At 65.6% G+C, this 21,337-nt stretch carries 21 protein-coding genes; 9 read left to right on the top strand and 12 right to left on the bottom strand.

Going from position 1 to position 21,337, the window contains the following annotated elements:
* Positions 1–69 precede the first annotated feature (69 nt).
* Complete coding sequence (locus tag H9K76_RS18815) at positions 70–1,020, bottom strand: carbon-nitrogen hydrolase family protein (RefSeq protein ID WP_187596826.1); 951 nt, start codon at positions 1,018–1,020, stop codon at positions 70–72.
* A gap of 212 nt (positions 1,021–1,232) precedes the next feature.
* Between H9K76_RS18815 and cutA the strand changes: the two genes are divergently transcribed.
* On the top strand, positions 1,233–1,568 hold the full coding sequence (cutA, locus tag H9K76_RS18810; RefSeq protein WP_246475154.1) for a divalent-cation tolerance protein CutA: 336 nt from the start codon (positions 1,233–1,235) through the stop codon (positions 1,566–1,568).
* 7 nt (positions 1,569–1,575) lie between these two features.
* Here the strand turns inward: cutA and H9K76_RS18805 are convergent, their stop codons facing one another.
* A complete protein-coding gene (locus H9K76_RS18805) occupies positions 1,576–3,153 on the bottom strand; it encodes a serine hydrolase domain-containing protein (protein WP_187596825.1) in 1,578 nt (525 codons plus the stop codon).
* Positions 3,154–3,378: 225 nt separating this feature from the next.
* Positions 3,379–4,554, bottom strand: coding sequence for a signal recognition particle-docking protein FtsY (gene ftsY, locus H9K76_RS18800; RefSeq protein WP_187596824.1), 1,176 nt, complete (start codon positions 4,552–4,554; stop codon positions 3,379–3,381).
* A 29-nt stretch (positions 4,555–4,583) separates the two neighbouring features.
* On the opposite strand from ftsY, the gene H9K76_RS18795 reads away from it, so the two are divergent.
* From H9K76_RS18795 to H9K76_RS18775, 5 genes are all read left to right on the top strand, one after another.
* Complete coding sequence (locus tag H9K76_RS18795) at positions 4,584–6,071, top strand: M16 family metallopeptidase (protein WP_187596823.1); 1,488 nt, start codon at positions 4,584–4,586, stop codon at positions 6,069–6,071.
* Positions 6,072–6,133: 62 nt separating this feature from the next.
* Positions 6,134–7,480 (top strand): M16 family metallopeptidase, encoded by a 1,347-nt coding sequence (locus H9K76_RS18790; RefSeq protein ID WP_425489713.1) that lies wholly within the window; start codon positions 6,134–6,136, stop codon positions 7,478–7,480.
* Positions 7,481–7,494: 14 nt separating this feature from the next.
* Positions 7,495–8,121: a 16S rRNA (guanine(966)-N(2))-methyltransferase RsmD gene (gene rsmD / locus H9K76_RS18785; protein WP_187596822.1), complete on the top strand. Its 627-nt coding sequence runs from the start codon at positions 7,495–7,497 to the stop codon at positions 8,119–8,121.
* 323 nt (positions 8,122–8,444) lie between these two features.
* Entirely contained in the window at positions 8,445–9,686 is a 1,242-nt protein-coding gene (locus tag H9K76_RS18780; protein ID WP_187596821.1) for a helix-turn-helix domain-containing protein, read from the top strand.
* A gap of 78 nt (positions 9,687–9,764) precedes the next feature.
* Positions 9,765–10,424 carry a Vgb family protein gene (locus H9K76_RS18775; RefSeq protein ID WP_246475152.1) on the top strand — a complete coding sequence of 220 codons (660 nt, stop codon included), beginning with the start codon at positions 9,765–9,767 and terminating at the stop codon, positions 10,422–10,424.
* A 58-nt stretch (positions 10,425–10,482) separates the two neighbouring features.
* Here H9K76_RS18775 and H9K76_RS18770 read toward each other — a convergent pair whose 3' ends face one another.
* Positions 10,483–12,222, bottom strand: a complete 1,740-nt coding sequence (locus tag H9K76_RS18770; RefSeq protein WP_187596819.1) for an AMP-binding protein — start codon at positions 12,220–12,222, stop codon at positions 10,483–10,485.
* Between the two features lie 164 nt (positions 12,223–12,386).
* Positions 12,387–13,334 (bottom strand): LysR family transcriptional regulator, encoded by a 948-nt coding sequence (locus tag H9K76_RS18765; RefSeq protein WP_187596818.1) that lies wholly within the window; start codon positions 13,332–13,334, stop codon positions 12,387–12,389.
* 142 nt (positions 13,335–13,476) lie between these two features.
* Here H9K76_RS18765 and H9K76_RS18760 point away from each other — a divergent pair, with 142 nt between their 5' ends.
* Both H9K76_RS18760 and coaD read left to right on the top strand, forming a co-directional pair.
* Positions 13,477–14,457, top strand: a complete 981-nt coding sequence (locus H9K76_RS18760) for a DMT family transporter (protein WP_246475146.1) — start codon at positions 13,477–13,479, stop codon at positions 14,455–14,457.
* A gap of 122 nt (positions 14,458–14,579) precedes the next feature.
* The gene (gene coaD / locus H9K76_RS18755; RefSeq protein WP_187596817.1) at positions 14,580–15,077 is read left to right on the top strand and encodes a pantetheine-phosphate adenylyltransferase; all 498 of its coding nucleotides are present in this window, start codon (positions 14,580–14,582) and stop codon (positions 15,075–15,077) included.
* 9 nt (positions 15,078–15,086) lie between these two features.
* Here coaD and H9K76_RS18750 read toward each other — a convergent pair whose 3' ends face one another.
* The 5 genes from H9K76_RS18750 to H9K76_RS18730 form a co-directional block, all read right to left on the bottom strand.
* Positions 15,087–16,271, bottom strand: coding sequence for a zinc-binding metallopeptidase family protein (locus H9K76_RS18750; RefSeq protein WP_187596816.1), 1,185 nt, complete (start codon positions 16,269–16,271; stop codon positions 15,087–15,089).
* A gap of 230 nt (positions 16,272–16,501) precedes the next feature.
* The gene (locus tag H9K76_RS18745) at positions 16,502–16,819 is read right to left on the bottom strand and encodes a BON domain-containing protein (RefSeq protein WP_187596815.1); all 318 of its coding nucleotides are present in this window, start codon (positions 16,817–16,819) and stop codon (positions 16,502–16,504) included.
* 79 nt (positions 16,820–16,898) lie between these two features.
* Positions 16,899–17,294, bottom strand: a complete 396-nt coding sequence (locus H9K76_RS18740; protein ID WP_187596814.1) for a hypothetical protein — start codon at positions 17,292–17,294, stop codon at positions 16,899–16,901.
* Positions 17,295–17,355: 61 nt separating this feature from the next.
* Positions 17,356–17,520, bottom strand: a complete 165-nt coding sequence (locus H9K76_RS18735) for a DUF1328 domain-containing protein (RefSeq protein ID WP_187596813.1) — start codon at positions 17,518–17,520, stop codon at positions 17,356–17,358.
* Between the two features lie 160 nt (positions 17,521–17,680).
* Positions 17,681–19,027 carry a sensor histidine kinase gene (locus H9K76_RS18730; RefSeq protein ID WP_246475141.1) on the bottom strand — a complete coding sequence of 449 codons (1,347 nt, stop codon included), beginning with the start codon at positions 19,025–19,027 and terminating at the stop codon, positions 17,681–17,683.
* 152 nt (positions 19,028–19,179) lie between these two features.
* Here H9K76_RS18730 and H9K76_RS18725 point away from each other — a divergent pair, with 152 nt between their 5' ends.
* Positions 19,180–19,812, top strand: coding sequence for a response regulator (locus H9K76_RS18725; RefSeq protein WP_187596812.1), 633 nt, complete (start codon positions 19,180–19,182; stop codon positions 19,810–19,812).
* Between the two features lie 137 nt (positions 19,813–19,949).
* Here H9K76_RS18725 and H9K76_RS18720 read toward each other — a convergent pair whose 3' ends face one another.
* Positions 19,950–20,339 (bottom strand): response regulator, encoded by a 390-nt coding sequence (locus H9K76_RS18720; RefSeq protein ID WP_187596811.1) that lies wholly within the window; start codon positions 20,337–20,339, stop codon positions 19,950–19,952.
* Positions 20,340–20,484: 145 nt separating this feature from the next.
* Complete coding sequence (locus H9K76_RS18715; RefSeq protein ID WP_187596810.1) at positions 20,485–21,255, bottom strand: HesA/MoeB/ThiF family protein; 771 nt, start codon at positions 21,253–21,255, stop codon at positions 20,485–20,487.
* Positions 21,256–21,337: the final 82 nt, after the last annotated feature.

The raw sequence follows: 21,337 nt of genomic DNA, 5'->3' as shown, positions 1-21,337 counted from the left end.
GGGCCCGAAGGAGGCTTGCGGCGCGCCGTGGCGGGGAAGAGCATTCCGGCCACGGCACTCACGCGTTCATCACTCGTCGCCGCCGAAGGTCGACACTGCCTTTTTCGCGCCCACGTCCACTTTCAGCTGGAAGATATCGGGCCGTGAATAGTGGCCCGAAGCGTCGAAGTCGAACTTGCCGCGCGGCACCATCACCGGGTCGATGTCCGCATAGAGGATGGTCTCGGCCTCATAGTCGGGGCCGGCCAGCACGGCGCCGGTCGGATCGATGATCGCACTGCCACCGCGCAGCAGCACGGTCTGCGGGTCGTCGCCAAGGCTGCATTCGAAGTCCTTGGGATAGGCCTCGCGGCGCAGGAACTGGCAGGCGGTGAGCACGAAGCAGCGGCCCTCGAGCGCGATGTGGCGCATGGTGGGCAGCCAGGTGTCGCGATCGTCGGCCGTCGGTGCGCAGTAGATCGACACGCCCTGGCTGTACATGTGCATGCGCAGCATCGGCATGTAGTTTTCCCAGCAGATCACCGCGCCGACGCGTCCGTAGGGCGTGTCCACGGCCTGCATGGTGGAGCCGTCGCCGAAGCCCCAGATCAGGCGTTCTCCGGCCGTCGGCATGAGCTTGCGGTGCTTGCCGACCAGGCCTTGTTCGCCGCTGAAGTAGAGCGCCGTGCAATACAGCGTGCCGCCATCGCGCTCGATGCAGCCGATCACCACGACCGCGCCGGTGTCCGCGACGGCCTCCTTGATGATCTCGATCTCATCGCCATCGAGGCTGATGGCCTGCTGGTAGTAGCTCGCATAGGCGTCGCGGCCCGTGGGCTTGCGCAGGCCGATGGGGCTGCCGAAACTGTTGCCCTTGGGATAGCCGCCCAGGAACGCCTCGGGAAACACCTGGACCTTGGCTCCGTTGCTGGCCGCCTGGCGGATCAGCGATGCCGCCTTGAGGGCGCACTCGATGCTGTCGGTGGGGATGGATTGGGCCTGGATCACGGCGGCCTTGAATGGCTTGCGCGCTGTCGTCATGTCGTGCTGTCTCCTGCGGATCGTTGAATGTGCCGGAGGCCTGCGCCTTCGGGCGTGTGGTATCGCACTCGCACTTATACGTCAGTTGTCTGGCACGGCGTGCTTTCCGGCACGCGCCGGTGGTGAATTCCCCGCAGGATTCCACAGAACGGAGGTGTCTCGCACGAGAGACAATGGGATGCGTGAACCAAGGAATGAAAGGACCCTGCGCGATGCGAGAACTGGACTCCCACATGCCGCCCGTGAGCGTGCTCACCACCACGGTCGGCCATACCGACGATGCCCGCCGCCTGGCGCAGGATGCGGTCAGGCACCGCCTGGCGGCGTGCGTGCAGGTGGAGCAGGTCACCTCGCACTATGTCTGGCAGGACGCCCAGTGCGAGGAGCCCGAGTGGCGCCTCGTGTTCAAGACGCTGCCGTTCAACGTGCAGGCGCTGGTGCGCTGGCTGAAGTCGGCGCACCCCTACGAACTGCCTCAGCTGCTCGTGCGCGAGGAGCAGTCCTCGCGCGAGTACGCGGCATGGGTCGAGGACCGCCTGAAGGTGTGAGCGCCCGTCAGTCGCCCGAGACCTTGGCGGGCTTTCTGCTCACGATTTCCGGCAGCGAGGTGACGCTGGAATTCACGTTCACGCTGCGGCTGAGGCGAACGTAGGATCCGTTGAAGCGGCACACCACCTTGTCGCGGAAGGCCGATTCCACGAACGTCCACGTCATCTCGAAGGTGCGCGGATCGGTCCACTCGCCGGTGGCCACCACGCGCATGTGGTCGGGCTGGTACTCGTGGTGCAGCTTGTTGCCGGTGATGGTGGTCGATCCCTCGATGGCCTTGCCCAGGCCGCAGGGCACGACGTGCGTGCCGCGCTCATCCACCATGGTGAAGAGGCACTGTCCATCCGAGAAGTCGAACTTCACCGCGCTGATCTTTTCCGCGTTGTCGGCGAACTCGTAGGTCCTGCCCGAGATGGTGCCGGCCAGCGGGGAGTGGGTCGCGCGCGGCGGTGCCAGCAGCTGCAGCTGCTTCATGCGCGATGACAGCCGGGCTGCCTGCGAAGGCTTTTCGGCGGTCTGGAAGGCGCGGGGAAAATGCTTGTAGACGGCCTTGGCCAGAAAGCCGGCGCCGGAGGGATTTGCGCAATTCATCGCGATGACGGCGTTATGTTCCGGGAACACCATCGAGTACTGGCCGAACAGGCCATCGGCCAGGTAGACGCCGTTCGGCCCCAGCCACCATTGGTAGCCGTACTGTCCCGGCGTGTGCGGCTGCTGCACGGCCTTCACCCATTCGGCGGGCAGCAGCTGCCGGCCGTTCCACTGGCCGCTCTGCGCGTGCAGGATGCCCAGCTTGAGTGCATCGACAGTCTTCCACGAGAGGCCGTTGGCGCCGGGCGAGATGCCTTCGGGGCCCACGTCCCATTCATAGCCGGTGATGCCGAGAGGCTCGAAGAAGCGGGTCTTCAGATAGTCCGCGGTGGACTGGCCGGTCGTCTTGGTGATGATGGCCGAGAGCATGTACGTCGCGGCGCTGGTGTAGACGAACTTCGTGCCGGGTTCGAACTTCACCGGGATCTTGAAGAATTCGGCGATCCAGCTGGTCTTGATCGGACGCCATACCGAGCCCGAGGTCATCTTCTCGTGGCCGGTGCGCATGGTCAGCAGATCGCGCACGGTCATCGCCGCGAGGTTTGCGCTGACGGTGGCGGGGAGGTGCTCGGGGAAGAAGGAGACCACCTTATCGTCGAGCTTGAAGCGGCCCTCCGCAATGGCGATGCCGACAGCACTCGCGGTCACGCTCTTGGTGAGCGAGTGCGTCATGTGGATGCGCTCGGGACCATAGGGCTCCCACCAGCCTTCGGCCACCACATGGCCGCTGCGCCAGAGCATGAAGCCGTGCATCTCGTAGGCGTTGCGCTCGACTTCGTCGAGGAAGTCCATGATCGCGGCGGAGGACACGCCCTGCGCCTCGGGCGTGCTGCGCGCGAGGCCATCTGCCGGACGCGTGATGGCGGAGGCCGGGGTGCCGCGTGCGAGCGCGCCACCGACGCCAACGGCGGCAGCGCCGCCCAGCGACAGGCGCAGCAGGCCGCGGCGCGAGAGTTCGAAGGAAGAGGGGGACGAGGGGAATGAGGTCTGCACGATGTCTCCTGGCGGTTTGTTGTTGAACGGCTGACCGGACAGATTCTGGTGAGCGAATCTGTCATTCGGCTGTCATTGCGCGGCCAGTATTCCTCGTCGTGGAATGTCGCAAGGCATTCTCTCATCCGCAGCGTCGGATCGCCCGCATGCTTGCCCCGAGCCATAAAAAAGCCCCGCCATGGCGGGGCCGAGGGCCGAAGGGCATGCTGAGGGGGCTGTTGCGGCTCAGGCGAGCAGTGCCTGCGCGAACTCCCTGGCATTGAAGGTCTCGAGGTCTTCCACCTTCTCGCCCACGCCGATGAAATACACGGGAATGGGCTTTTCCTGCGCGATGGCGGCCAGCACGCCGCCCTTGGCCGTGCCGTCGAGCTTGGTGACGATGAGGCCCGTGAGCTGCAGTGCCTCGTCGAAGGCCTTGACCTGGTTGAGCGCGTTCTGGCCGGTGTTGCCATCGATCACCAGCAGCACCTCGTGCGGAGCGCTCGCATCGGCCTTGGTGACCACGCGCTTGATCTTCTTGAGCTCCTCCATGAGGTGCAACTGCGTCGGCAGGCGGCCGGCGGTATCGACCAGCACCACATCCTTGCCGCGCGCGCGGCCTGCGGAGACGGCGTCGAAGCTCACGGCCGCCGGGTCGCCGCCATCCTGGCTGACGATTTCCACCGTGTTGCGCGTGGCCCAGACGCCCAGTTGCTCGCGCGCCGCGGCGCGGAAGGTGTCCGCCGCAGCGAGCAGCACGCTCTCGCCGTGGTCGGCCAGATGCTTGGTGAGCTTGCCGATGGACGTCGTCTTGCCCGCGCCGTTCACGCCCGCCACCATGATCACGGTGGGCGTGTGCTCGCCGATGGCCAACGGCTTCTCGAGCGGCTTGAGCAGATCGGCCAGCGCATCGGCCAGCAACGCCTTCACGGCAGCGGGATCGGTGGTCTTGGAGTTCTTCACGCGCTGCTTGAGGTCCTGCAGCAGGTGGTTGGTGGCCTTCACGCCGGTGTCGGCCATGAGCAGCGCATCCTCGAGTTCCTCGTAGAGGGCATCGTCGATCTTCGTTCCGGTGAAAATCGTCGAAATGCTGGTGCCCGTCTTGCGCAGGCCGGCCTTGAGCCGGTCCATCCAGCCCTTGCGGTCGCCCTCGGACGCGGGGGCCTCGGGTTTGGCCTGGGGCTCTTGTACTACAGTGACTGCATGGGCCGCGGGTGTGGCCGGGGCCGGAACAGGCTCCGCCCCGTCGTCGGCCGTGTCGCGACTTGCAAACGGATTGCGCAGCCAGCCCTTGGAGCCCTTGGAAGAGGGGTCCGGCTGCGGCACCTGCTGCCCGGAGGACGGCTCTGGCGCTGCATCTGCAGGCGGCTGAGCGGTCTCGTCAGCGGTCGTGGAAGATTTTTTCTTGAAGAAACTGAACATTGTCGGGTACTTGGAATCCTATCCATTCTATGAAACAAGCCATCTCCCTTCTTGGCCTGCTGGCCTGCGCGCATGTGACGGCCCATGCCGGCGCATCCGCCAATCCCCCTTCCCAGCCCATGACACAGCCATCCGGCCAGGCGGCTGCCTCCGCGGTGACCGCGGTCCGGCCGGAGGTCACGACGGCCGACGGAGCCCAGTTGTTCACCCTGAAAAACGGCATGCAGCTCATCGTCAAGCCGGATCGGCGCGCGCCAACGGCCGTGCACATGGTGTGGGTGCGCGTGGGCGCCATGGATGAGGTGGACGGGACTTCCGGTGTGGCACATGCATTGGAACACATGATGTTCAAGGGAACCGCCAAGGTGGCGCCCGGCCAGTTCTCCAAGAAGGTTGCGGCGCTTGGCGGGCAGGAAAACGCCTTCACCACGCGCGACTACACCGGGTACTACCAGCAGATTCCGGCCAGTCGCCTGAAGGACGTGATGGAGCTCGAGTCGGACCGCTTTGCAAACAACCAGTGGCCCGACGAGGAGTTCAAGAAGGAGATCGAGGTCATCAAGGAGGAGCGCCGCATGCGCACGGAGGACCAGCCGCGCGCGGCGCTGTTCGAGCAGCTGAACGCCGCCACGTTCATTGCATCGCCCTACCATCGCCCGGTGGTGGGATGGATGGGGGATCTCGATTCGATGACGCCCGAGGACGTGCGCAACTTCCACAAGCAGTGGTATGTGCCCTCCAATGCCGCGATCGTGGTCGCGGGCGACGTGGATCCGGCCAAGGTGCTGGAGCTTGCACAGCAGACCTACGGGCAGATTCCGCAGGGTGCCGTGCCGGCCCGCAAGCCGCGCACCGAGCCCGAGCAGAAGGGCATCAGGCGCATCGAATTCAAGGCCCCGGCGGATCAGGCGTTCCTTGCCATGTCGTTCCGCGTACCGAGCCTTGTCCATCTCGACGAACCGAAGGACAGCGACCGTGATGCCCTGTCGCTGCTGATGCTGTCCGCCGTGCTCAGCGGCTACGACGGCGCGCGCCTGGATCGCGCACTCACGCAGGGTGCGGACCGCATCGCCGACAGCGCCAGCAGCTCGGCCAACATCATCGGGCGCGGCCCGAGCCTGTTCATGCTGATGGGCGTGCCGGCTCCCGGAAAGACCGCCAGGCAGGTGGAGGAGGCGCTGCGCGCGCAGGTCGCCCGCATCGCGAAGGAAGGCGTGAGCGAGGCCGAGCTTGCGCGCGTGAAGGCGCAGTGGACGGCATCCACCGTGTATGAGCGCGATTCGCTCTACGGCCAGGCCAACGACCTGGGCGGCAACTGGGTCGAGGGCTTCCCGCTTGATGCCGATGATCGCATTCTCAAGCTGCTGCGCACCGTCACGCCCGAGCAGGTGAAGTCGGTGGCCGCGCGCTACTTCGGCGACGACCAGCTCAACGTGGGAACGCTGGTGCCGCAGCCCGTTGCCCCGGGCAGCAAACGCCCCGCGGCCGGCGGTGCCGATGGCTCGCGCCTGCACTGATCGCAGCGCACGCAAAGATGGATTGACGAACTATGTCGCAGATGACCCAACACTTCAAGATGATGACCAAGACGATGACCGCGCGCGCCTGCCTGGTGGGCGCGGGTCTGGCGATATTCACGCATTCGGCCTGGGCGCTTTTGCCCATCCAGCACTGGAGCGAGCCCAATGGCGCGCGCGTGTGGCTCGTGGAAAGCCCCGCCATCCCGATGGTGGACGTGCAGATCGATTTCGACGCCGGCGCGCGCCGCGATCCCGCGCAGCAGGTGGGCCTGTCGAGCTCCGTGGGCATGATGACCGCGAAGGGCGTGCGCGCCCACGGCTCGGAAAAGGCGCTCGACGAGAATGCTCTGGGCGAGGCCTGGGCGGACCTGGGCGCGAGCTTCGATGCGGGCGCCGAGCGTGACGGTTTCGTGTACTCGATGCGCTCCCTCACCGACCCCGAACTGCTCGGCAAGGCCTCGAACCTGGCGGCGCGCCAGATCGGCGAGCCCAGCTTTCCGCAGGATGTCTGGAAGCGCGAGCGCTCGCGCTGGGAGGCGGCCATCAAGGAGGCTGACACCAAGCCCGGCACCGTGGCCAGCAAGGCGTTTGCGGCTGCGGTGTACGGCAGCCATCCCTATGGTTACCAGACCACCGCGCAGACGCTGAACCGCATCAACGTGAGCGACATGCAGGCGTTCCACGGCAAGTACGTGCAGACCTGCCGCGCACGCGTGAGCATCGTCGGCGCGCTGAACAAGGAGCAGGCCCAGCAACTGGTGCGCACCCTGCTGTCGCGCCTGCCCGCGAAGAAGGCCGGTGATTGCGCCGCGCTGCCGGAGGTGCCCGAGGTGCAGCCGCTTGCCAAGGCCGTGGACGAGAACCTGCCGTTCCAGTCCGCGCAGGCCCATGTGCTGATCGGCCAACCCGGCATCAAGCGCAACAATCCGGATTTCCTGGCGATCCTGGTGGGCAACCACATCCTGGGCGGCGGTGGCTTCACGTCGCGCCTTACCCAGGAAGTGCGCGAGAAGCGCGGGCTGAGCTACAGCGTGGGCAGCGGCTTCTCGCCGGGGCTGAACGCGGGATCGTTCGTGGTCGGCCTGCAGACGCGTCCCGACCAGTCGGCCGAGGCCGTGCAGGTGTCGCGCGACGTGGTGAAGAAGTTCGTCGAGGAAGGACCGACCGAGGAAGAACTGCGCGACGCCAAGGACAACCTCATCGGCGGCTTTGCGCTGCGCATCGACAGCAACCGCAAGTTGCTTGGCAATGTGGTGAACATTGCGTGGAACGACCTGCCGCTTGACTACCTGGAACACTGGACGGACCGCGTGGAAGCGCTCACAGCGCAGGATATCCGCGCCGCGTTCCAGCGCATGCTGCAGCCGGGCCGCATGGTCACGGTGCAGGTGGGGGCCAAGCAATGAGGCCGCGTTCGACCATGCTGAGCGAAGCAGCCCGCAAGAAAGCCGCGGCAGCGGGAAAGGCTGCGAAAGCCGCACCGGCGCGTGGTGCGGGCGAGGTGCGCATCATCGGCGGCCAGTGGAAGCGCTCGCGCCTTCCCGTGGCGGACAAGCCGGGCCTGCGCCCCACGCCCGACCGTGTGCGCGAGACGCTGTTCAACTGGCTCGGCCAGGACCTCACAGGCTGGCAGTGCGTGGACGCATTCGCGGGCACGGGCGCGCTCGGCTTCGAGGCCGCATCGCGCGGTGCGGCGCAGGTGCAGATGAACGAGGCCGATGCGATGCTCGTCGCGCAACTCAAGGCGATCGCTGCCAAGCTGGGTGCTGCCAATGTCACCGTCCAGCGCGGTGACGGCATCGCTGCGCTCAAGCAGTGTGCCGCAGGCAGCATGCACCTGTTGCTGATCGATCCGCCATTCGACGGCCCGTTCTTTCAGTCAGCGCTGGAGGCCGCCGCAAGGGCGGTGGCGGAGGACGGCTTCATCTACCTGGAGGCGCCCCGCGAATGGACCGGCGAGGAGCTTGCAGCGCTGGGACTCGAGCAGTACCGCCATCTGAAGGCGGGTGCGGTGCATGCGCATCTGCTGCGCAGGAAGAGCGTCTAGCCAGCCAGCCAGGGCAGGCGGGTGGCAACCATATCCTGGTGATGGCCGCCTCCGCGAGCCGTCACCGGGCTCACGGAACGCTCGCGCGATGGGTGGTGTAGTCAAATGGGCCACAGCGTCCCTACCGGTAGATTGCTCAGGTAGAGGAGCCATCCGACCAGAGCACGCCGCCGAGCAGGTCAATCAGGGTTCCGTCGCTGTCGATCCTCGTGACACCGTAGGTGCCGATGACATGCGAAATCCGTCGCCAAAAGGTGATGAGCAGCTCGGCACGGCCTGGCGCGTGTTCACGATCTCCGTGGGGGTGCAGGTAACATGTGGCCGTGGACGCTCTCATCTCCGCCTCCGCTCGGGCGCTTTCCGCGGGTGACGCACTGGGCGCACTGCAGCGCATCGCCCTGCGCAACGACCCGCCCGCGCTGGCATTGCGCGGCATTGCCATGGCGCAGCTCGGCGAGTTCGAGCGGGCGGGCCAGTTGCTGCGCAGGGCGCTACGCGGGTTCGGGCCGCGCGATGAGCTGGCACGGGCACGCTGCGCCCTGGCTGAGGCGGAAATCGCGTTGGCGATGCGTCGCCTCGATGTGTCGGCGGCGCGCCTCGATGCGGCCGCGGGCGTGCTGCAGTCCCATGGGGACCTGACCAACGCGCTGTACGCGCAGCTGGTCGCCGCGCGCAGGTGGCTGATGCTGGGGCGCGTGGACGATGCTGCCGCAGCACTGGCGGCGCGGCCCGTGCTGCCGCCGGGGCAGAGGCAGCCGGCGGTGCTCGATGCACTGGGCGAGCTGATCCACGCGGAGATCGCCATGCGGGCGCTGCGCGTCGGCCAGGCGCGCGAGGCCTTTGTCCGGGCCGCTGATGCGGCGGCGCAGAGCCGTATCCCTTCCCTGATCCATGAGGTGCAGCAGGCCGGCGCCGTGCTCGAGCGCGCGTGTGCACGCTGCATCGATGCGAGCGGCACGCGCGAGGTGAGCGCCGAGCGATTGAGTGTGATTCTCCAGTCCGGCCATCTCGTGGTGGACGCCTGCCGCCATGGCCTCGTGTGGGGGCCGCGACAGCTGTCGCTCGCCCGCAGGCCGGTGCTGTTCGCCTTGTTGCGCGCGCTGGCAGAAGCCGCAGCGACGGGCCGTGAGGGCGTGGCACGCGAGCGCCTGATCGCGGACGTTTTCCGCACGCGCGAGGGCGACGAGACGCACCGGGCGCGCCTGCGGGTGGAGATGAGTCGCCTGCGCGCGGCCATCGCTTCGTTTGCGCGCATCGAATCCACCGCCGAAGGATTCGCGCTGCGCCTTGAGGCAGGCCATATGGTGATCGTGCTGGTGCCGCTGGCCGAGGACGAGGCCTCCCAATTGCTGGCACTGATGGCGGATGGCGCGGCCTGGAGCACCTCTGCCCTGGCGCAGGCCCTCGGACGCAGCCAGCGCAGCGTGCAGCGCGCGCTCGCGGTCCTGCTGGAGGAGCAGCGTGTGCGCGCCATCGGCAGTGCACGGGCGCGGCGCTGGCTGCTGCCGCCCATGAGCGGATTCGCGACGGTTTTGTTACTCCCTGCTGCGCTGCCGATTGCGTAGAGTGGACTCCAGCGCCACCGTTTTCGCAGGCTTTGCCATCTACCCGGCGCATCGAAAGGAGCAATGATGTCTGAATCAATGAATGAAGCATCCCGGCAGACGCTCAGCGGCGCGGCCGAAGTGGTGCACGAATGGGGGCCGTATGAGGCCGGTGGCGTGATCCACGGCGTGAGCTTCGATGGCACCCATGTCTGGGCGGCCACCGGGGAGACGCTGCTGGCGGTGGACCCGCGCAGCGGCGCGGTGGCGCGCTCACTTGCCGTTCCCGGCGACGCGGGCACCGCCTTCGACGGCAAGCATCTCTACCAGATCGTGGAGACGCGCATCGACAAGATCGAGCCTGCCACGGGCAAGGTCGTGTCGTCGATTCCCGCTCCTGGCGGTGGTTTCGATTCCGGCCTGACATGGGCGGAAGGCAGCCTCTGGGTGGGCGCCTACCGCAGCCGCAAGATTCGCCAGATCGACCCCGCTGACGGCAGGGTGCTGCGCACCATCGAGTCCGATCGCTTCGTCACCGGCGTGACGTGGTACGAGGGCGAGCTCTGGCATGCCACCGAGGAAAACGAGGAGAGCGAGCTGCGCCGCATCGACAAGCATTCGGGCGCAGTGAAGGAGCGTCTGATGCTGCCCAAGGGCGTGCTGGTCAGCGGTCTCGAGAGCGGGGGCGACGGGCTGTTCTATGCCGGCGGCGGGCGCTCGGGCAAGCTGCGCGCGGTACGCCGAGCCAGGCCAGCGTGATGCTGCATGGACGGCGGGAGCGCAACGCCCGCCCTTCGATCCTTCAGCCCTTCGAGCGTCAACCTTTCAGGCCCGGAAAGTCCTCTTCGAAGAACTCGAACTGCCCGCGTTCGGCTGCCAGGACCTTGGCGGATTCATCCTTGCGCAACTGCACGCGGCGGATCTTGCCGGAGATGGTCTTCGGCAGCTCGGTCACGAACTCGATGCGGCGCACGCGCTTGTAGGGCGCCAGCCGCTCGCGCGCGAAGGCGAAGATCTGCTCGGCGAGCTCGCGGCTCGGGTGCGTGCCGGTGGTGAGGATCAGGTAGGCCTTGGGCACGGCGAGACGCACCGGGTCAGGGCTGGGGACGATCGCCACTTCGGCCACGGCGTCATGCTCCATGAGCGCACTCTCCAGCTCGAACGGGCTGATGCGGTAGTCGCTGGCCTTGAACACGTCGTCCGCGCGGCCCACGAAGGTGATGTAGCCGTCGGCGTCGCGCTCGGCGGTGTCGCCCGTGTGGTAGTAGCCCTCGCGCATCACCTGCTGCGTCTTCTCGGGGCTGTCCTCGTAGCAGACCATCAGGCCCGTGGGGCGGGGCGAGAGGCGCAGAGAGACTTCGCCCTCGTTGCTTTCCTTGTCGTCCACGTCGAGCAGCACCACGTCGTAGCCCGGCAGCGGACGGCCCATGGAGCCGGGCTTGAGCTTCTGGCCCGGCGTGTTGCCGATCTGCGCGCAGGTCTCGGTCTGGCCGAAGCCGTCGCGCAGCGTGAGGCCCCAGGCGTCCTGCACCTGGTCGATGATCTCGGGGTTCAGCGGTTCTCCCGCGCCAATCACTTCGCGCAGCGAGAGCCGTCCGCGCCACGGGCCCAGGTCCTCCTGGATCATCATGCGCCACACGGTGGGCGGTGCGCAGAGGCTGGTCACCCGGTGGTCCTGCAGTGCCTGCAGCAGGGCCTTGGCGGAGAAGCGCGCATAGTTGTAGATGAAGATGGTCGCACCGGCGATCCAGGGCGCGAAGAAGCAGCTCCAGGCATGCTTGGCCCAGCCCGGCGAGCTGATGTTCAGGTGCACGTCGCCGGGCTGCAGGCCGATCCAGTACATCGTCGAGAGATGGCCCACGGGGTAGCTCTGGTGCGTGTGCAGCACGAGCTTGGGCTTGGACGTGGTGCCGCTCGTGAAGTACAGCAGCAGCGGATCGTCGGCCAGGGTGCGGCCCGTCGGCTCGAAGACGGTGGAGTGGCGATCTGCCTGGGCGAAGGCATGCCAGCCGGCCTGTTCCTGGCCCACGCAGATGCGGGTGTAGTCGCCCGCGAGCGGTTCGAACTTGGCCGTGTGGGCGCTGGCCACAATCACGTGGCGCACGGCGCCGCGATCGAGGCGGTCCTGCAGATCCTCTGGAGTGAGCAGCATGGTGGCCGGGATCATCACCGCGCCCAGCTTGATGCACGCCAGCATCAGCTCCCAGAGTGCGAGTTCGTTGCCCAGCATGAGCAGCACGCGGTCGCCGCGCTTGACGCCCAGGCCCTGAAGCCAGTTGGCGACCTGCGCGGAGCGCTCGCTCATCTGGGCGAAGCTGCGCCGGGTTTCGCTGCCGTCCTCTTCCACGATGTGCAAGGCGGACGCGCCGTTGCCGCGCGCCATGTGGTCGAAGTAGTCGAGCGCCCAGTTGAACTCGCCCAGCTGCGGCCACCGGAAGTCGCGGTAGGCGCGGTCATAGTCGCTGCGATGGGCCTGCAGGAAGTCGCGTGCGGCCAGAAACGCGTCGCGCGAGGCCTCGGGTCCCGGTGTGGCGGTCGAGGTTGCGGATGAGGACATGGTGGAGTCTCCTTGGATCGTGAACACGCTCAGGGGAACCCGCCATGGCAGGTCCCATGAAAACATGTATGAATGTAGACCTGTTGGATGAATTCCCCCGGGTTCTATTCCGCAAGCGGGGTTGCAATTAGCGCCAGAAATCCATGCATAGCATGCGCAGGGGATCAAGCGGCGGGCCGTGCCTCGGTGCCGCAGTGCGACTGCAGGAAGTCGAGCATGGCCCGCAGCTTGGGTGGCAGGTGCGGCCCCGGCGCATGGACCGCATAGGCCGTGCGCTGCGCATAGCTGCCGGCCAGTTGCCATTGGGGAAGCACCTGCGCGAGTCGTCCCTGCGCGATGATGGGCATGGCCACGAAGTCTGCCAGGAGGCCGATGCCGGCCTGCGCGTCGCCAAGCAGGGCGTGCAGCAGGCCCAGGCTGCTGGCGATGGTGATGGGTGTATGCAGCCGCACGCGCTCCGGGGCCAGGGCACGGTCGCTGGCGACCAGTTCCACCATGTTCTGGAATGCGCCGTAGCCGAGACTCATGCAGCGATGGGCGCCGAGGTCGGCGGGATGGTCGATGGGTGCGCGCGCCGCAAGATAGGCGGGATGGGCCGCGAGCACGTAGCGTATGGGGCGCAGCGGCCGGGCGACGAACGAGGGTGGCAGTGCCTCGGGTGTGGTGATGCGGATCGCGAGGTCTATGCCATCGGCAGTCAGGTCGACCAGGGTATCGCTCATGCTCAGTTGCACGTGCACCTCGGGCCACTGCGCGCAGAAGCGCGGCAACTGGGGCGCAAGCCACAGGTCGCCAAACACCACCGGGGCACTGATGCGCAGCACGCCCTGCGGTTGCTCGCGGTGCGCGGCCGCGCGCGACAGGGCCTGTTCCGCGCCCTGCAGCATCTGCAGGCAGGCGTCATGCACCTCGGCCCCGATCTCCGTGAGCGACAGCGCGCGCGTGGTGCGGTGCAGCAGCTTCACGCCCAACTGCCGCTCGAGCCGAGAAACGCTGCGGCTGACCGCGGAGGTGGTGATCTCCAGGTGCCGCGCGGCCGCGGCGAATCCGCGGTGCTGTACGACCTGGGCAAAGACCTGCATTTCAGCGAGCGGCAGCGATTCGAGGTTCATGGTGGATGATTTTGTTGCTTGGAATTCAACAATTCATTGAATTAAAGCAGTATTGTTGAATTGTGAGCCCTGGGAGATCATCCGGCAAACAGACAGCGCGCGTCAAACCCGCGCAGATTTCATCGTTCACAGGGTCATTGCCATGAGCAGCATCAGTCCATCGATTTCCTCGACTCCCCGTGCCGGGACGGGCGTGCCACAGGCTGCGGGAGCCGCGGGCTCGCGCGGGGGCGTGTGGCGCATGGTGCTTGCGATGCTGTTGTCGGGCACGATCGGCCTGTTCGTGGTCGAGAGCGGCCTTCAGGTGGAGCTGGTGGTGCTGCTGCGCTGCCTGATCGGTGCGGCCGCGCTGTGGCTCTGGGTGCGCATGCGCAGGGAATGGGTGAGCATGTCGCGCCGCGACATGGCATGGCTCGCGGCGGGCGGCGTGGCGCTGGTCATCAACTGGGTGGCACTGTTCCATGCCTATGCCTACGCGGGCATCGGCGTGGCGACGGTCGTCTATCACGTGCAGCCGTTCTTCCTGCTGATGGCCTCGGCCTGGTCGGGCGAGCGCATCGGCTGGCGCCGCATGCCGTGGATGCTGCTGGCGCTGGCGGGCGTGGTGCTGAGCAGCGGCGTGGTGACGGAGCACGCCGGGGCCGAGGCCCGGCACGCGGGCATGATCGTCTGGGGTGTCCTGCTGGCGTTGCTGGCGGCGGCACTCTATACGCTCACGGTGATTGCCACGCGCCGCGTCAAGCATATCGGCGCAGCACAGACCGCGATGATGCAGATGGCGGCCGGCGGCGCGATGCTGGCGCTGGTTCTGCTGCCCATGTGGCTGCAGGGCGCTCTCGCGCTGCAGCTGCAGGCACCCCTGACGCGGGTGGTGATGTGCGTGCTGGCGCTGGGGCTGGTGCACACCGCGCTGATGTATGTGCTGATGTACGGCGCCTTCCAGCGCCTGGGTGCCGCGTCGATCGCGATCCTGAGCTTCATCTATCCGGCGCTTGCACTGACGGTGGACCTGATGTGGTTCGGCATCCGTCCGGGCGCTGCGCAGTGGGCAGGCATGGCCCTGATTGCCGCGGCCATCACAGGCTATCGCTGGGGTGAGCTGCGGGGAGCCGCCAAGGCATAGGCGCGCATCAGAACGCTCCAGGACCATGCTCCGGTGCCCTCCGCAGCGCATTGCATAATGCGCCATGGCATGCCCATGGGTGGCGTGCGTTGATCGACCGAGCCTGTAGAGGAGACACACCCATGGCGCAAAACGTGCTGGCCATCTATCCCGGAACCTTCGACCCGATCACGCTGGGGCATGAGGACATCGTGCGCCGCGCCGCGCAGCTGTTCGACCGGGTGATCGTGGCCGTGGCGGCCGGCCATCACAAGAAGACGCTGTTCAACCTGGAAGAGCGCATTGCCATGGTGACCGAGGCCTGCAAGCCGTATCCGCAGGTGCAGGTGGAAAGTTTCTCGGGCCTGATGCGCGACTTCGTCGTTGCACGCGGCGGCAAGGCCATGCTCCGCGGGCTTCGCGCGGTGACCGATTTCGACTACGAATTCCAGCTTGCGGGCATGAACCGCCACCTCATGCCGGAGGTGGAGACCGTGTTCCTCACGCCGAGCGACAAGTACCAGTTCATCAGCAGCACCTTCGTGCGCGAGATCGCCTCATTGGGTGGAGAGGTCGACAAGTTCGTGTCGGCCAACGTGCAGCGCAGGCTCAGCGAGAAGCTGGCATCGCAGGCGAAATAGTCTTCCGCCTCAACCGGCTGCAGCGTCCGGCGGCGCCTGCTGCGGCGCGGGTGCTGTCGTGATGCGCCGCTCCGAGATGACCTCGTGCACGAAGCGCATCTTGCGCTGCGCGGCCAGGCTCAGTGCGAACGGGTAGGCATCGATCTGTCCCAGGCTGCGCGTGAGGCTGTTGAGCAGCAGCGTCGCGGGCACCAGTGCGCTGAGCATGCTGTCGAAGCTGGGCGGCGGCATGGCGAAGGGGTCCACCATGGTGAAGTGCTGGTCACCCAGCGGGCTGGGAACGCTGATGCGGGTGTCGAAGCTCCGTGCCGACTCCAGCAAGTCCACCATGTGCAGGTAGTGCGCCCAGGTTTCCGCCCAGTCCTCCCAGGGATGGGCCGTGGCATAGGCGCTGACGTGCGAGTCCTGCCACAGCGGGTCCGGAATCGGTGTGCGCGCGTAGTAGTCGAGCAGCGCCTGGCCGTAGTCGATCCGCTCGTCGCCGAACAGTTCGCGGAACAGTTCGAGCCTGTTGCCGCGCGCGACCAGCACATCCCAGAAGTAGTGGCCGATCTCATGGCGCAGATGGCCCAGCAGGGTACGGTAGGGCTCGTGGAATGCGACGCGCCGGCGCACGCGTTCATCGTCATCCGCCTCGGAGATGTTCAGCGTGATCACACCCGAGGCATGGCCCGTGAGCACCGGCATGGAGCCGGGCACATCGGCCAGAAATTCGAAGATGGGCCCGGTCTCTCCGGGCAGGCGGTCGATACCGAGCCGGATATCGATGTAGTAGAGCCTGCGCTTGGCCGCTTCGATCACGCTCCAGCGCCGCAGGTTGGCGGGATCGGAGAGATCCGGCAACACCCGCGTGTGCACGCAGGCGGGGCACAGGGCGTCCTGCGGGGTGTCGGGGGTGTCGATCAGCGCGAAATTGCAGACCTGGTGCTTGGTGCGGTTGGCGCACATGCGGTAGCGCAGGTAGGGCGCCTCGGTCTGGCTGACACCCGAGTCCGAGGTGCTTTCGTGTACTGCGCCGAGTCCCGGGCGCGGCGCGCGGCGCTCCCATAGTCCGTCGGCTTCATCCCCGGCCGGTTGCAGCGCGAGCATGTCCACGTGCTCGCGCACGAAGGCGAGCGTGCTGCCGCAATGCACGCATTGGAAGCTTTCGAAGAAGACCAGCGAGCCGCAGTGGCCGCAATGAAATAGCCGCATGGGTCGCATTGTGCCGTGGCTTGGGCCGATTGCCCATGGCCTCAGCGTATTCGTCCCCAACGTACGGCAAGCCATTCGTCGCGCGACTCCATCCACCGCGTTGTTTCGCGAAGCATCAAAAAATGCCTGTCAAAAAAAGGCCGCGTTCCCAGAAAGGAAAGCGGCCTGCTTCAGCGAACGGCGCCTTGGAACGCCGCCGGCTGGATCAACCCATCAGGGCTGAATGTGAATCAGGGACGAACGACGATGCTGTTGCGCACTTCACGCACACCCTTGGTGTTGCGTGCGATGGCCTCTGCGCGGTCCTTTTCTGCCTGGGACTTCGCAAAGCCCGACAGCTGCACCGTTCCGTTCAGCGTTTCCACGCTGATGGAGGTGGCTGCAACGCTCTTGTCTTCGGCGAACCGGGTCTTCACCGCGGTGGTGATGCCGGTGTCATCCACATAGGAGCCCAGCGTCTGCTGGTCCCGGGCCACCGAGCAGCCGGTGGCGGTGATGATGGTCACGCCGGCAAGTGCGGCGAATGTCAGTGCGCGTACATACTTCATGTTGAACTCCGTGCAAACAGATGGAAGGATTCGAAAGAACCGACGAAAGGCGGATCTGGAAGAAGACCGATGCGACCGATCAGCGATCGCGCCCACGGGCCAGCATCACAAGAACGGCCGCGGCCGCGCCTGCGGCGGCGGCGATCATCACCGACTTGCCCGGTTGTTCCTGCACATACTGGCAGGTGGCATCGGTGGCCTGGTTGAACTGCTGGCGTGCGCGCTGGCTGCGATCGGCAACGTAGTTGATGCTGCGGTTGGCGAACTCCTGGGCACGTGCCGCGAGATCGTCGATGCGGGAGTGGGTGTCGAGTTCGTCCTCCCATTCGTCGAGCTTGGCTTCTGCCTTGTCCAGTGCACGGTTGGCAGCACGGCGCGTGGAACGGGCGGCGTGCTGTGCACTGTCCAGCATGTCTTCGGCCGTGCTCTTGGCTGCGTCGGCAGCATCTTCGGCAGCTTTGTGCAAATCGCTCATTGAAATTCCTTTCGTGCTGAAATTCTCTTGTTGACTGCTCTGCGCAGCATTCCCATCGTGCTTACTTCCGCTTGGTCAAGCCCATGAGGAAGGTGATCACGGCAATCACGATGAAAACGAAGAACAGTATCTTTGCAATGCCGACCGCACCGGAAGCAATGCCCCCGAATCCAAACAGGGCTGCCACCAGCGCAATCACCAGAAATACTACTGCGTAATGGAGCATATTCACATCCTTCGGAAATTGAAATAGTGTGGTCCGACGTGCAGCGCATGCGCTACATGGCTTCACTGTATGGCAGGCGGATGTCACGGCGCGACGGTGTCGTGCGACTGCGCGTGTAGGACGGATTCTGAAGGGGCCGCCGTGAAGGCGGGTCTGCGTGTCAGGCGCCGCTGCTGTGCGGCAGCGTGGCGGACACCAGCGTGCCTTCGCCGGGGGTGGAGGTCACGCTCAGGCGTCCGCCGGCAGCTTCCACGCGGTGGTTCATGCCGGCCAGGCCATGGGCCGTGGGTGATATTGCGTGCGTGTTGAAACCCGCCCCGTCGTCGCGCACCTGCACGGTGACGTGCGTGGGGTAGTTGTGCACTGTGATGAGAACCCTGCTCGCCTTGGCGTACTTGCCGATGTTGGTGAGCGACTCCTGCACCAGGCGATAGACCGTGAGCTGGGACGAGGCGGACAGCTGCACGGCTTCAAGGCTGACCTCGACATTCATCTTGGTGCGCTCGGCGAACTCGCGCGTGAGGATTTCCAGGGATGCGGTCAGCCCCAGGTTGGACAGGGACGAGGGGCGCAGGTCCTCGATGATGCGGCGCTTGAGCGAGATGACGCCATTGAGCGTCTCCACCAGATGCTTGAGGCGTTCCCCGATTTCCGGCACGGAGATATCCACATGCGACTTGAGCCGCGCCACGTCGAGCTTGGCCGCCGTGAGCAGTGCACCGAGCTCGTCGTGGAGCTCGCGCGCAAGATGCCCGCGCTCTTCCTCGCGCACCTGTTGCAGGTGGGTCGCAAGCTTCCCCAGGGAGGCCGTGCGGTCGCGCACCAGTTGCTCGAGCTGATCGCGTTCGCGGGCCTGTGCCTCCTTCTCGCGTTCGGACGCAATGCGCAGCGCCTCGGCCTTGCGCAGGTACATGTAGAACGCAAGCAGGCCCACCGCACCGACCGCGGCGATGCCCATGCGCGAGAGCGCCAGCGAATGGAGGATCTCGTCGTTGCTGTCCTCGGCACGCTGGTTGGTGCGCGCGATCATGCGCTCGGACGTGGCGCGGATGGCATCCATGTTCTTCAGGCCGACGTCGGTGGTGAGCACGAAGCGCCAGGCATCCTCGTTGCCCTCTCGGTGCAGCTGCAGGCTCAGGTTCAGTTCGGAGATGCGCCGCGCGATCTGGCTGGACAGATCGGTGAAGTCCTGGCTGTTCTCGGCCGAATCGGCAAGCAGCCCATGCAGATCGTGAATGCTCTTCTCGATCGACTGCGCACTTTTCGCGTAGGTCTCGATGTACTGCGCATTGCCGGTGAGCAGGTAGCCGCGCAGGCCGCTCTCGATGCTGAGCATCTCCCGCATCAAGCGATCCAGCGTATGTCGCGTGGACTGGGCCTTTTCAAAGCGCTCGATTGCCGAATGCGAGCTGATGTATCCCACTTCATTGACGCCCAGCAGCATCACCGCGGCAAAGAATGCCAGCAGCATGTTGACCGTCATTCGGGTGAGGGGAAACTTTCGCATGGATGGTTAATCCTGGTAACACAATCGGATCGATTCTCGATTAAGCCTTGCTTAACCATGGCATCATGCGATTGACAGGGTTATGAACTCTCTACCATAGTAGCCGCTTGTTCCCATATCGGTTCAGCAGCTGCTGTATAGAAAGAACAGGAATGATCAGAGTTGGCATTGTGGACGACCACGCAATCGTCCGGTCGGGCTTGAAACAGTTTTTATCAGAACACGTCGACCTGCGGGTGGTAGGCGAGGCTGCGAATGGACGCGAGGCGATCGACCTGATCCGTGCCCATGAGGTCGATGTTCTCGTGATGGACCTGGCAATGCCGGGGCAGAGCGGCCTCGATGCTCTTGCGATGCTCCGCGCCAAGGCACCCAACATGGGTATCCTCATCCTCAGCGGCTATCCCGAGGAACACTACGCCATCAACCTGATCCGCCAGGGGGCGAGCGGGTATCTCAACAAGGAATGCGACCCCAAGGAAATCGTGGAGGCCATCCGCACGATTGCGCTGGGACGCCGCTACCTGACACCGGCCGTTGCCGATCTTCTGGCGCAGCAGCTCAATCGCAAGGACGATGCCCCGCCGCACGAGCAACTGTCCGAGCGCGAATTCCAGGTGTTTCTCAAGCTTGCCCGCGGCGAGACTGCCGGCGAGATCGCAAAGTCGCTCTCGCTGAGCGTGAAGACGGTGAGCACCTATCGCACACGCCTCATGGAAAAGCTGGGGCTGTCATCCAACAGCGATCTCACGTACTACGCACTGAAGAACAAGCTGATCGATTGATGGATTGATGGATTGATGGATTGATGGATGAATGGGTGGATCGCGTGATGGGCTGATCGGCCCATCATTGCCGGCGCCCATGGGGATGTGACCGCGGGAGTGATTGTGGAGAGGGCGCGGCGCGGCACCTCAGGCGTTCAAGCGCTCTGGCGATCGCCTTGCCCGTGCTGTATGCAGTAGTCGACGAGGGCGTCGATTTCGTTGGACTTGTCGAAGACGGCATCGACGCCGAGCTGTGCGCAGCGCATGCGCACATCGGGCGTGGCGTAGTTGCTGAGCACCACCATCTTCTGGGCTTGATGGCGATGGCGGCATGCCTCCAGCACGCCGAGGCCGCTGCCTTGTCGCAGAAACAGATCGACGATTGCGAGATCCCATTCTCCGGGATTCGCAGTCAGCCAGGCCTTGCCGTCATTCTCGGTCTCGGCCGTGCCGATGGCCTCCACATCTGCAAGCTCCTCCAGTGTGCCTATGAGGTTCTCGCGGATGGTGGCGTTGTCTTCTACGATGTATGTGCGCAATTTCACAGCAGCCAGAAAGTCAGTCGATATGCCTTGATGGGCGCTTCCCGGTTTGTCTCGTGAAAGAAAGGGAAGTGCACCGTTGCTACTCTACGTGCCAAAAAGGTTGGCATTTTGCCAGCGTCAACAGGGTTGCTGTGTGGGAATGATCCTACTTGCCTTGATTGGCGCCAGTTGAGCTGCAAACGCTGCATTCAGGGTCGCGCGCCGTGCGCATCTCGGTCCAGCGCATGCTGCGGCCATCGAGCATCAGCAGCCGGCCGGCGAGCGACGGGCCCACGGATGGCACGATCAGCTTGAGCGCCTCGGCCGCCTGCATGGAACCGATGATGCTGACCATGGGAGAGAACACCCCCATCGTGGAGCATTGCACTTCCTCGAACTGGTCCTGCGGCGAGAACAGGCAGGCATAGCAGGGCGAATCCGGCTGGCACGGATCGAACACGGTGATCTGGCCATCGAGGCGGATCGCGGCTCCGGCCACCAGGGGCTTGCGCTGGCGCACGCACGCCGCGTTGATGGCATGGCGGGTGCGGTAGTTGTCGGTGCAGTCGAGCACGACCGTGGCTTCGCTCACGAGCTGATCGAGCCGCTCGCCCTCCACGCGCTCGCGCAGCGCGCTGATGCGCACGTCCGGGTTGATCTCCAGCATGGCTGTGCGCGCGGACTCCACCTTGTCCATGCCGACGCGGGCCGTGGTATGGGCGATCTGGCGCTGGAGGTTGGTGAGATCGACCTGATCGTCGTCGACCAGGGTGATACGTCCCACGCCCGCTGCCGCGAGGAGGAGCGAGACGGAGGAGCCGAGGCCGCCGGCACCGATGATCAGCGCATGGGCCGACAGGATCTGTTCCTGGCCCTCTATGCCGATTTCATCGAGCATGATGTGGCGGGAGTAACGCAGGAGTTGGTCGTCTGTCATGTCATTCTTTCGCGCGTGTCTGCCTGCTCCCGCATTGTCCGGGGCCGGGTGGATGGCGGGGCAGGAAGGATCTGCACCTTGG

Source organism: Diaphorobacter ruginosibacter (assembly GCF_014395975.1).
In the GTDB taxonomy this organism is placed as follows: Bacteria; Pseudomonadota; Gammaproteobacteria; order Burkholderiales; family Burkholderiaceae_C; genus Diaphorobacter_A; species Diaphorobacter_A ruginosibacter.
The sequence above is the reverse complement of the archived record's forward strand: the minus strand, read 5'-3'. Positions and strand labels throughout refer to the sequence as shown.

Excerpts from the sequence above, each read along its gene's own strand:
- H9K76_RS18815 (WP_187596826.1), bottom strand. The coding sequence starts at position 1,020 with ATGACGACAGCGCGCAAGCCATTCAAGGCCGCCGTGATCCAGGCCCAA.
- cutA (WP_246475154.1), top strand. The coding sequence starts at position 1,233 with ATGCGAGAACTGGACTCCCACATGCCGCCCGTGAGCGTGCTCACCACC.
- ftsY (WP_187596824.1), bottom strand. The coding sequence starts at position 4,554 with ATGTTCAGTTTCTTCAAGAAAAAATCTTCCACGACCGCTGACGAGACC.
- H9K76_RS18795 (WP_187596823.1), top strand. The coding sequence starts at position 4,584 with ATGAAACAAGCCATCTCCCTTCTTGGCCTGCTGGCCTGCGCGCATGTG.
- H9K76_RS18790 (WP_425489713.1), top strand. The coding sequence starts at position 6,134 with ATGACCAAGACGATGACCGCGCGCGCCTGCCTGGTGGGCGCGGGTCTG.
- rsmD (WP_187596822.1), top strand. The coding sequence starts at position 7,495 with ATGCTGAGCGAAGCAGCCCGCAAGAAAGCCGCGGCAGCGGGAAAGGCT.
- H9K76_RS18775 (WP_246475152.1), top strand. The coding sequence starts at position 9,765 with ATGAATGAAGCATCCCGGCAGACGCTCAGCGGCGCGGCCGAAGTGGTG.
- H9K76_RS18770 (WP_187596819.1), bottom strand. The coding sequence starts at position 12,222 with ATGTCCTCATCCGCAACCTCGACCGCCACACCGGGACCCGAGGCCTCG.
- H9K76_RS18765 (WP_187596818.1), bottom strand. The coding sequence starts at position 13,334 with ATGAACCTCGAATCGCTGCCGCTCGCTGAAATGCAGGTCTTTGCCCAG.
- H9K76_RS18760 (WP_246475146.1), top strand. The coding sequence starts at position 13,477 with ATGAGCAGCATCAGTCCATCGATTTCCTCGACTCCCCGTGCCGGGACG.
- coaD (WP_187596817.1), top strand. The coding sequence starts at position 14,580 with ATGGCGCAAAACGTGCTGGCCATCTATCCCGGAACCTTCGACCCGATC.
- H9K76_RS18750 (WP_187596816.1), bottom strand. The coding sequence starts at position 16,271 with ATGCGGCTATTTCATTGCGGCCACTGCGGCTCGCTGGTCTTCTTCGAA.
- H9K76_RS18745 (WP_187596815.1), bottom strand. The coding sequence starts at position 16,819 with ATGAAGTATGTACGCGCACTGACATTCGCCGCACTTGCCGGCGTGACC.
- H9K76_RS18740 (WP_187596814.1), bottom strand. The coding sequence starts at position 17,294 with ATGAGCGATTTGCACAAAGCTGCCGAAGATGCTGCCGACGCAGCCAAG.
- H9K76_RS18735 (WP_187596813.1), bottom strand. The coding sequence starts at position 17,520 with ATGCTCCATTACGCAGTAGTATTTCTGGTGATTGCGCTGGTGGCAGCC.
- H9K76_RS18730 (WP_246475141.1), bottom strand. The coding sequence starts at position 19,027 with ATGCGAAAGTTTCCCCTCACCCGAATGACGGTCAACATGCTGCTGGCA.
- H9K76_RS18725 (WP_187596812.1), top strand. The coding sequence starts at position 19,180 with ATGATCAGAGTTGGCATTGTGGACGACCACGCAATCGTCCGGTCGGGC.
- H9K76_RS18715 (WP_187596810.1), bottom strand. The coding sequence starts at position 21,255 with ATGACAGACGACCAACTCCTGCGTTACTCCCGCCACATCATGCTCGAT.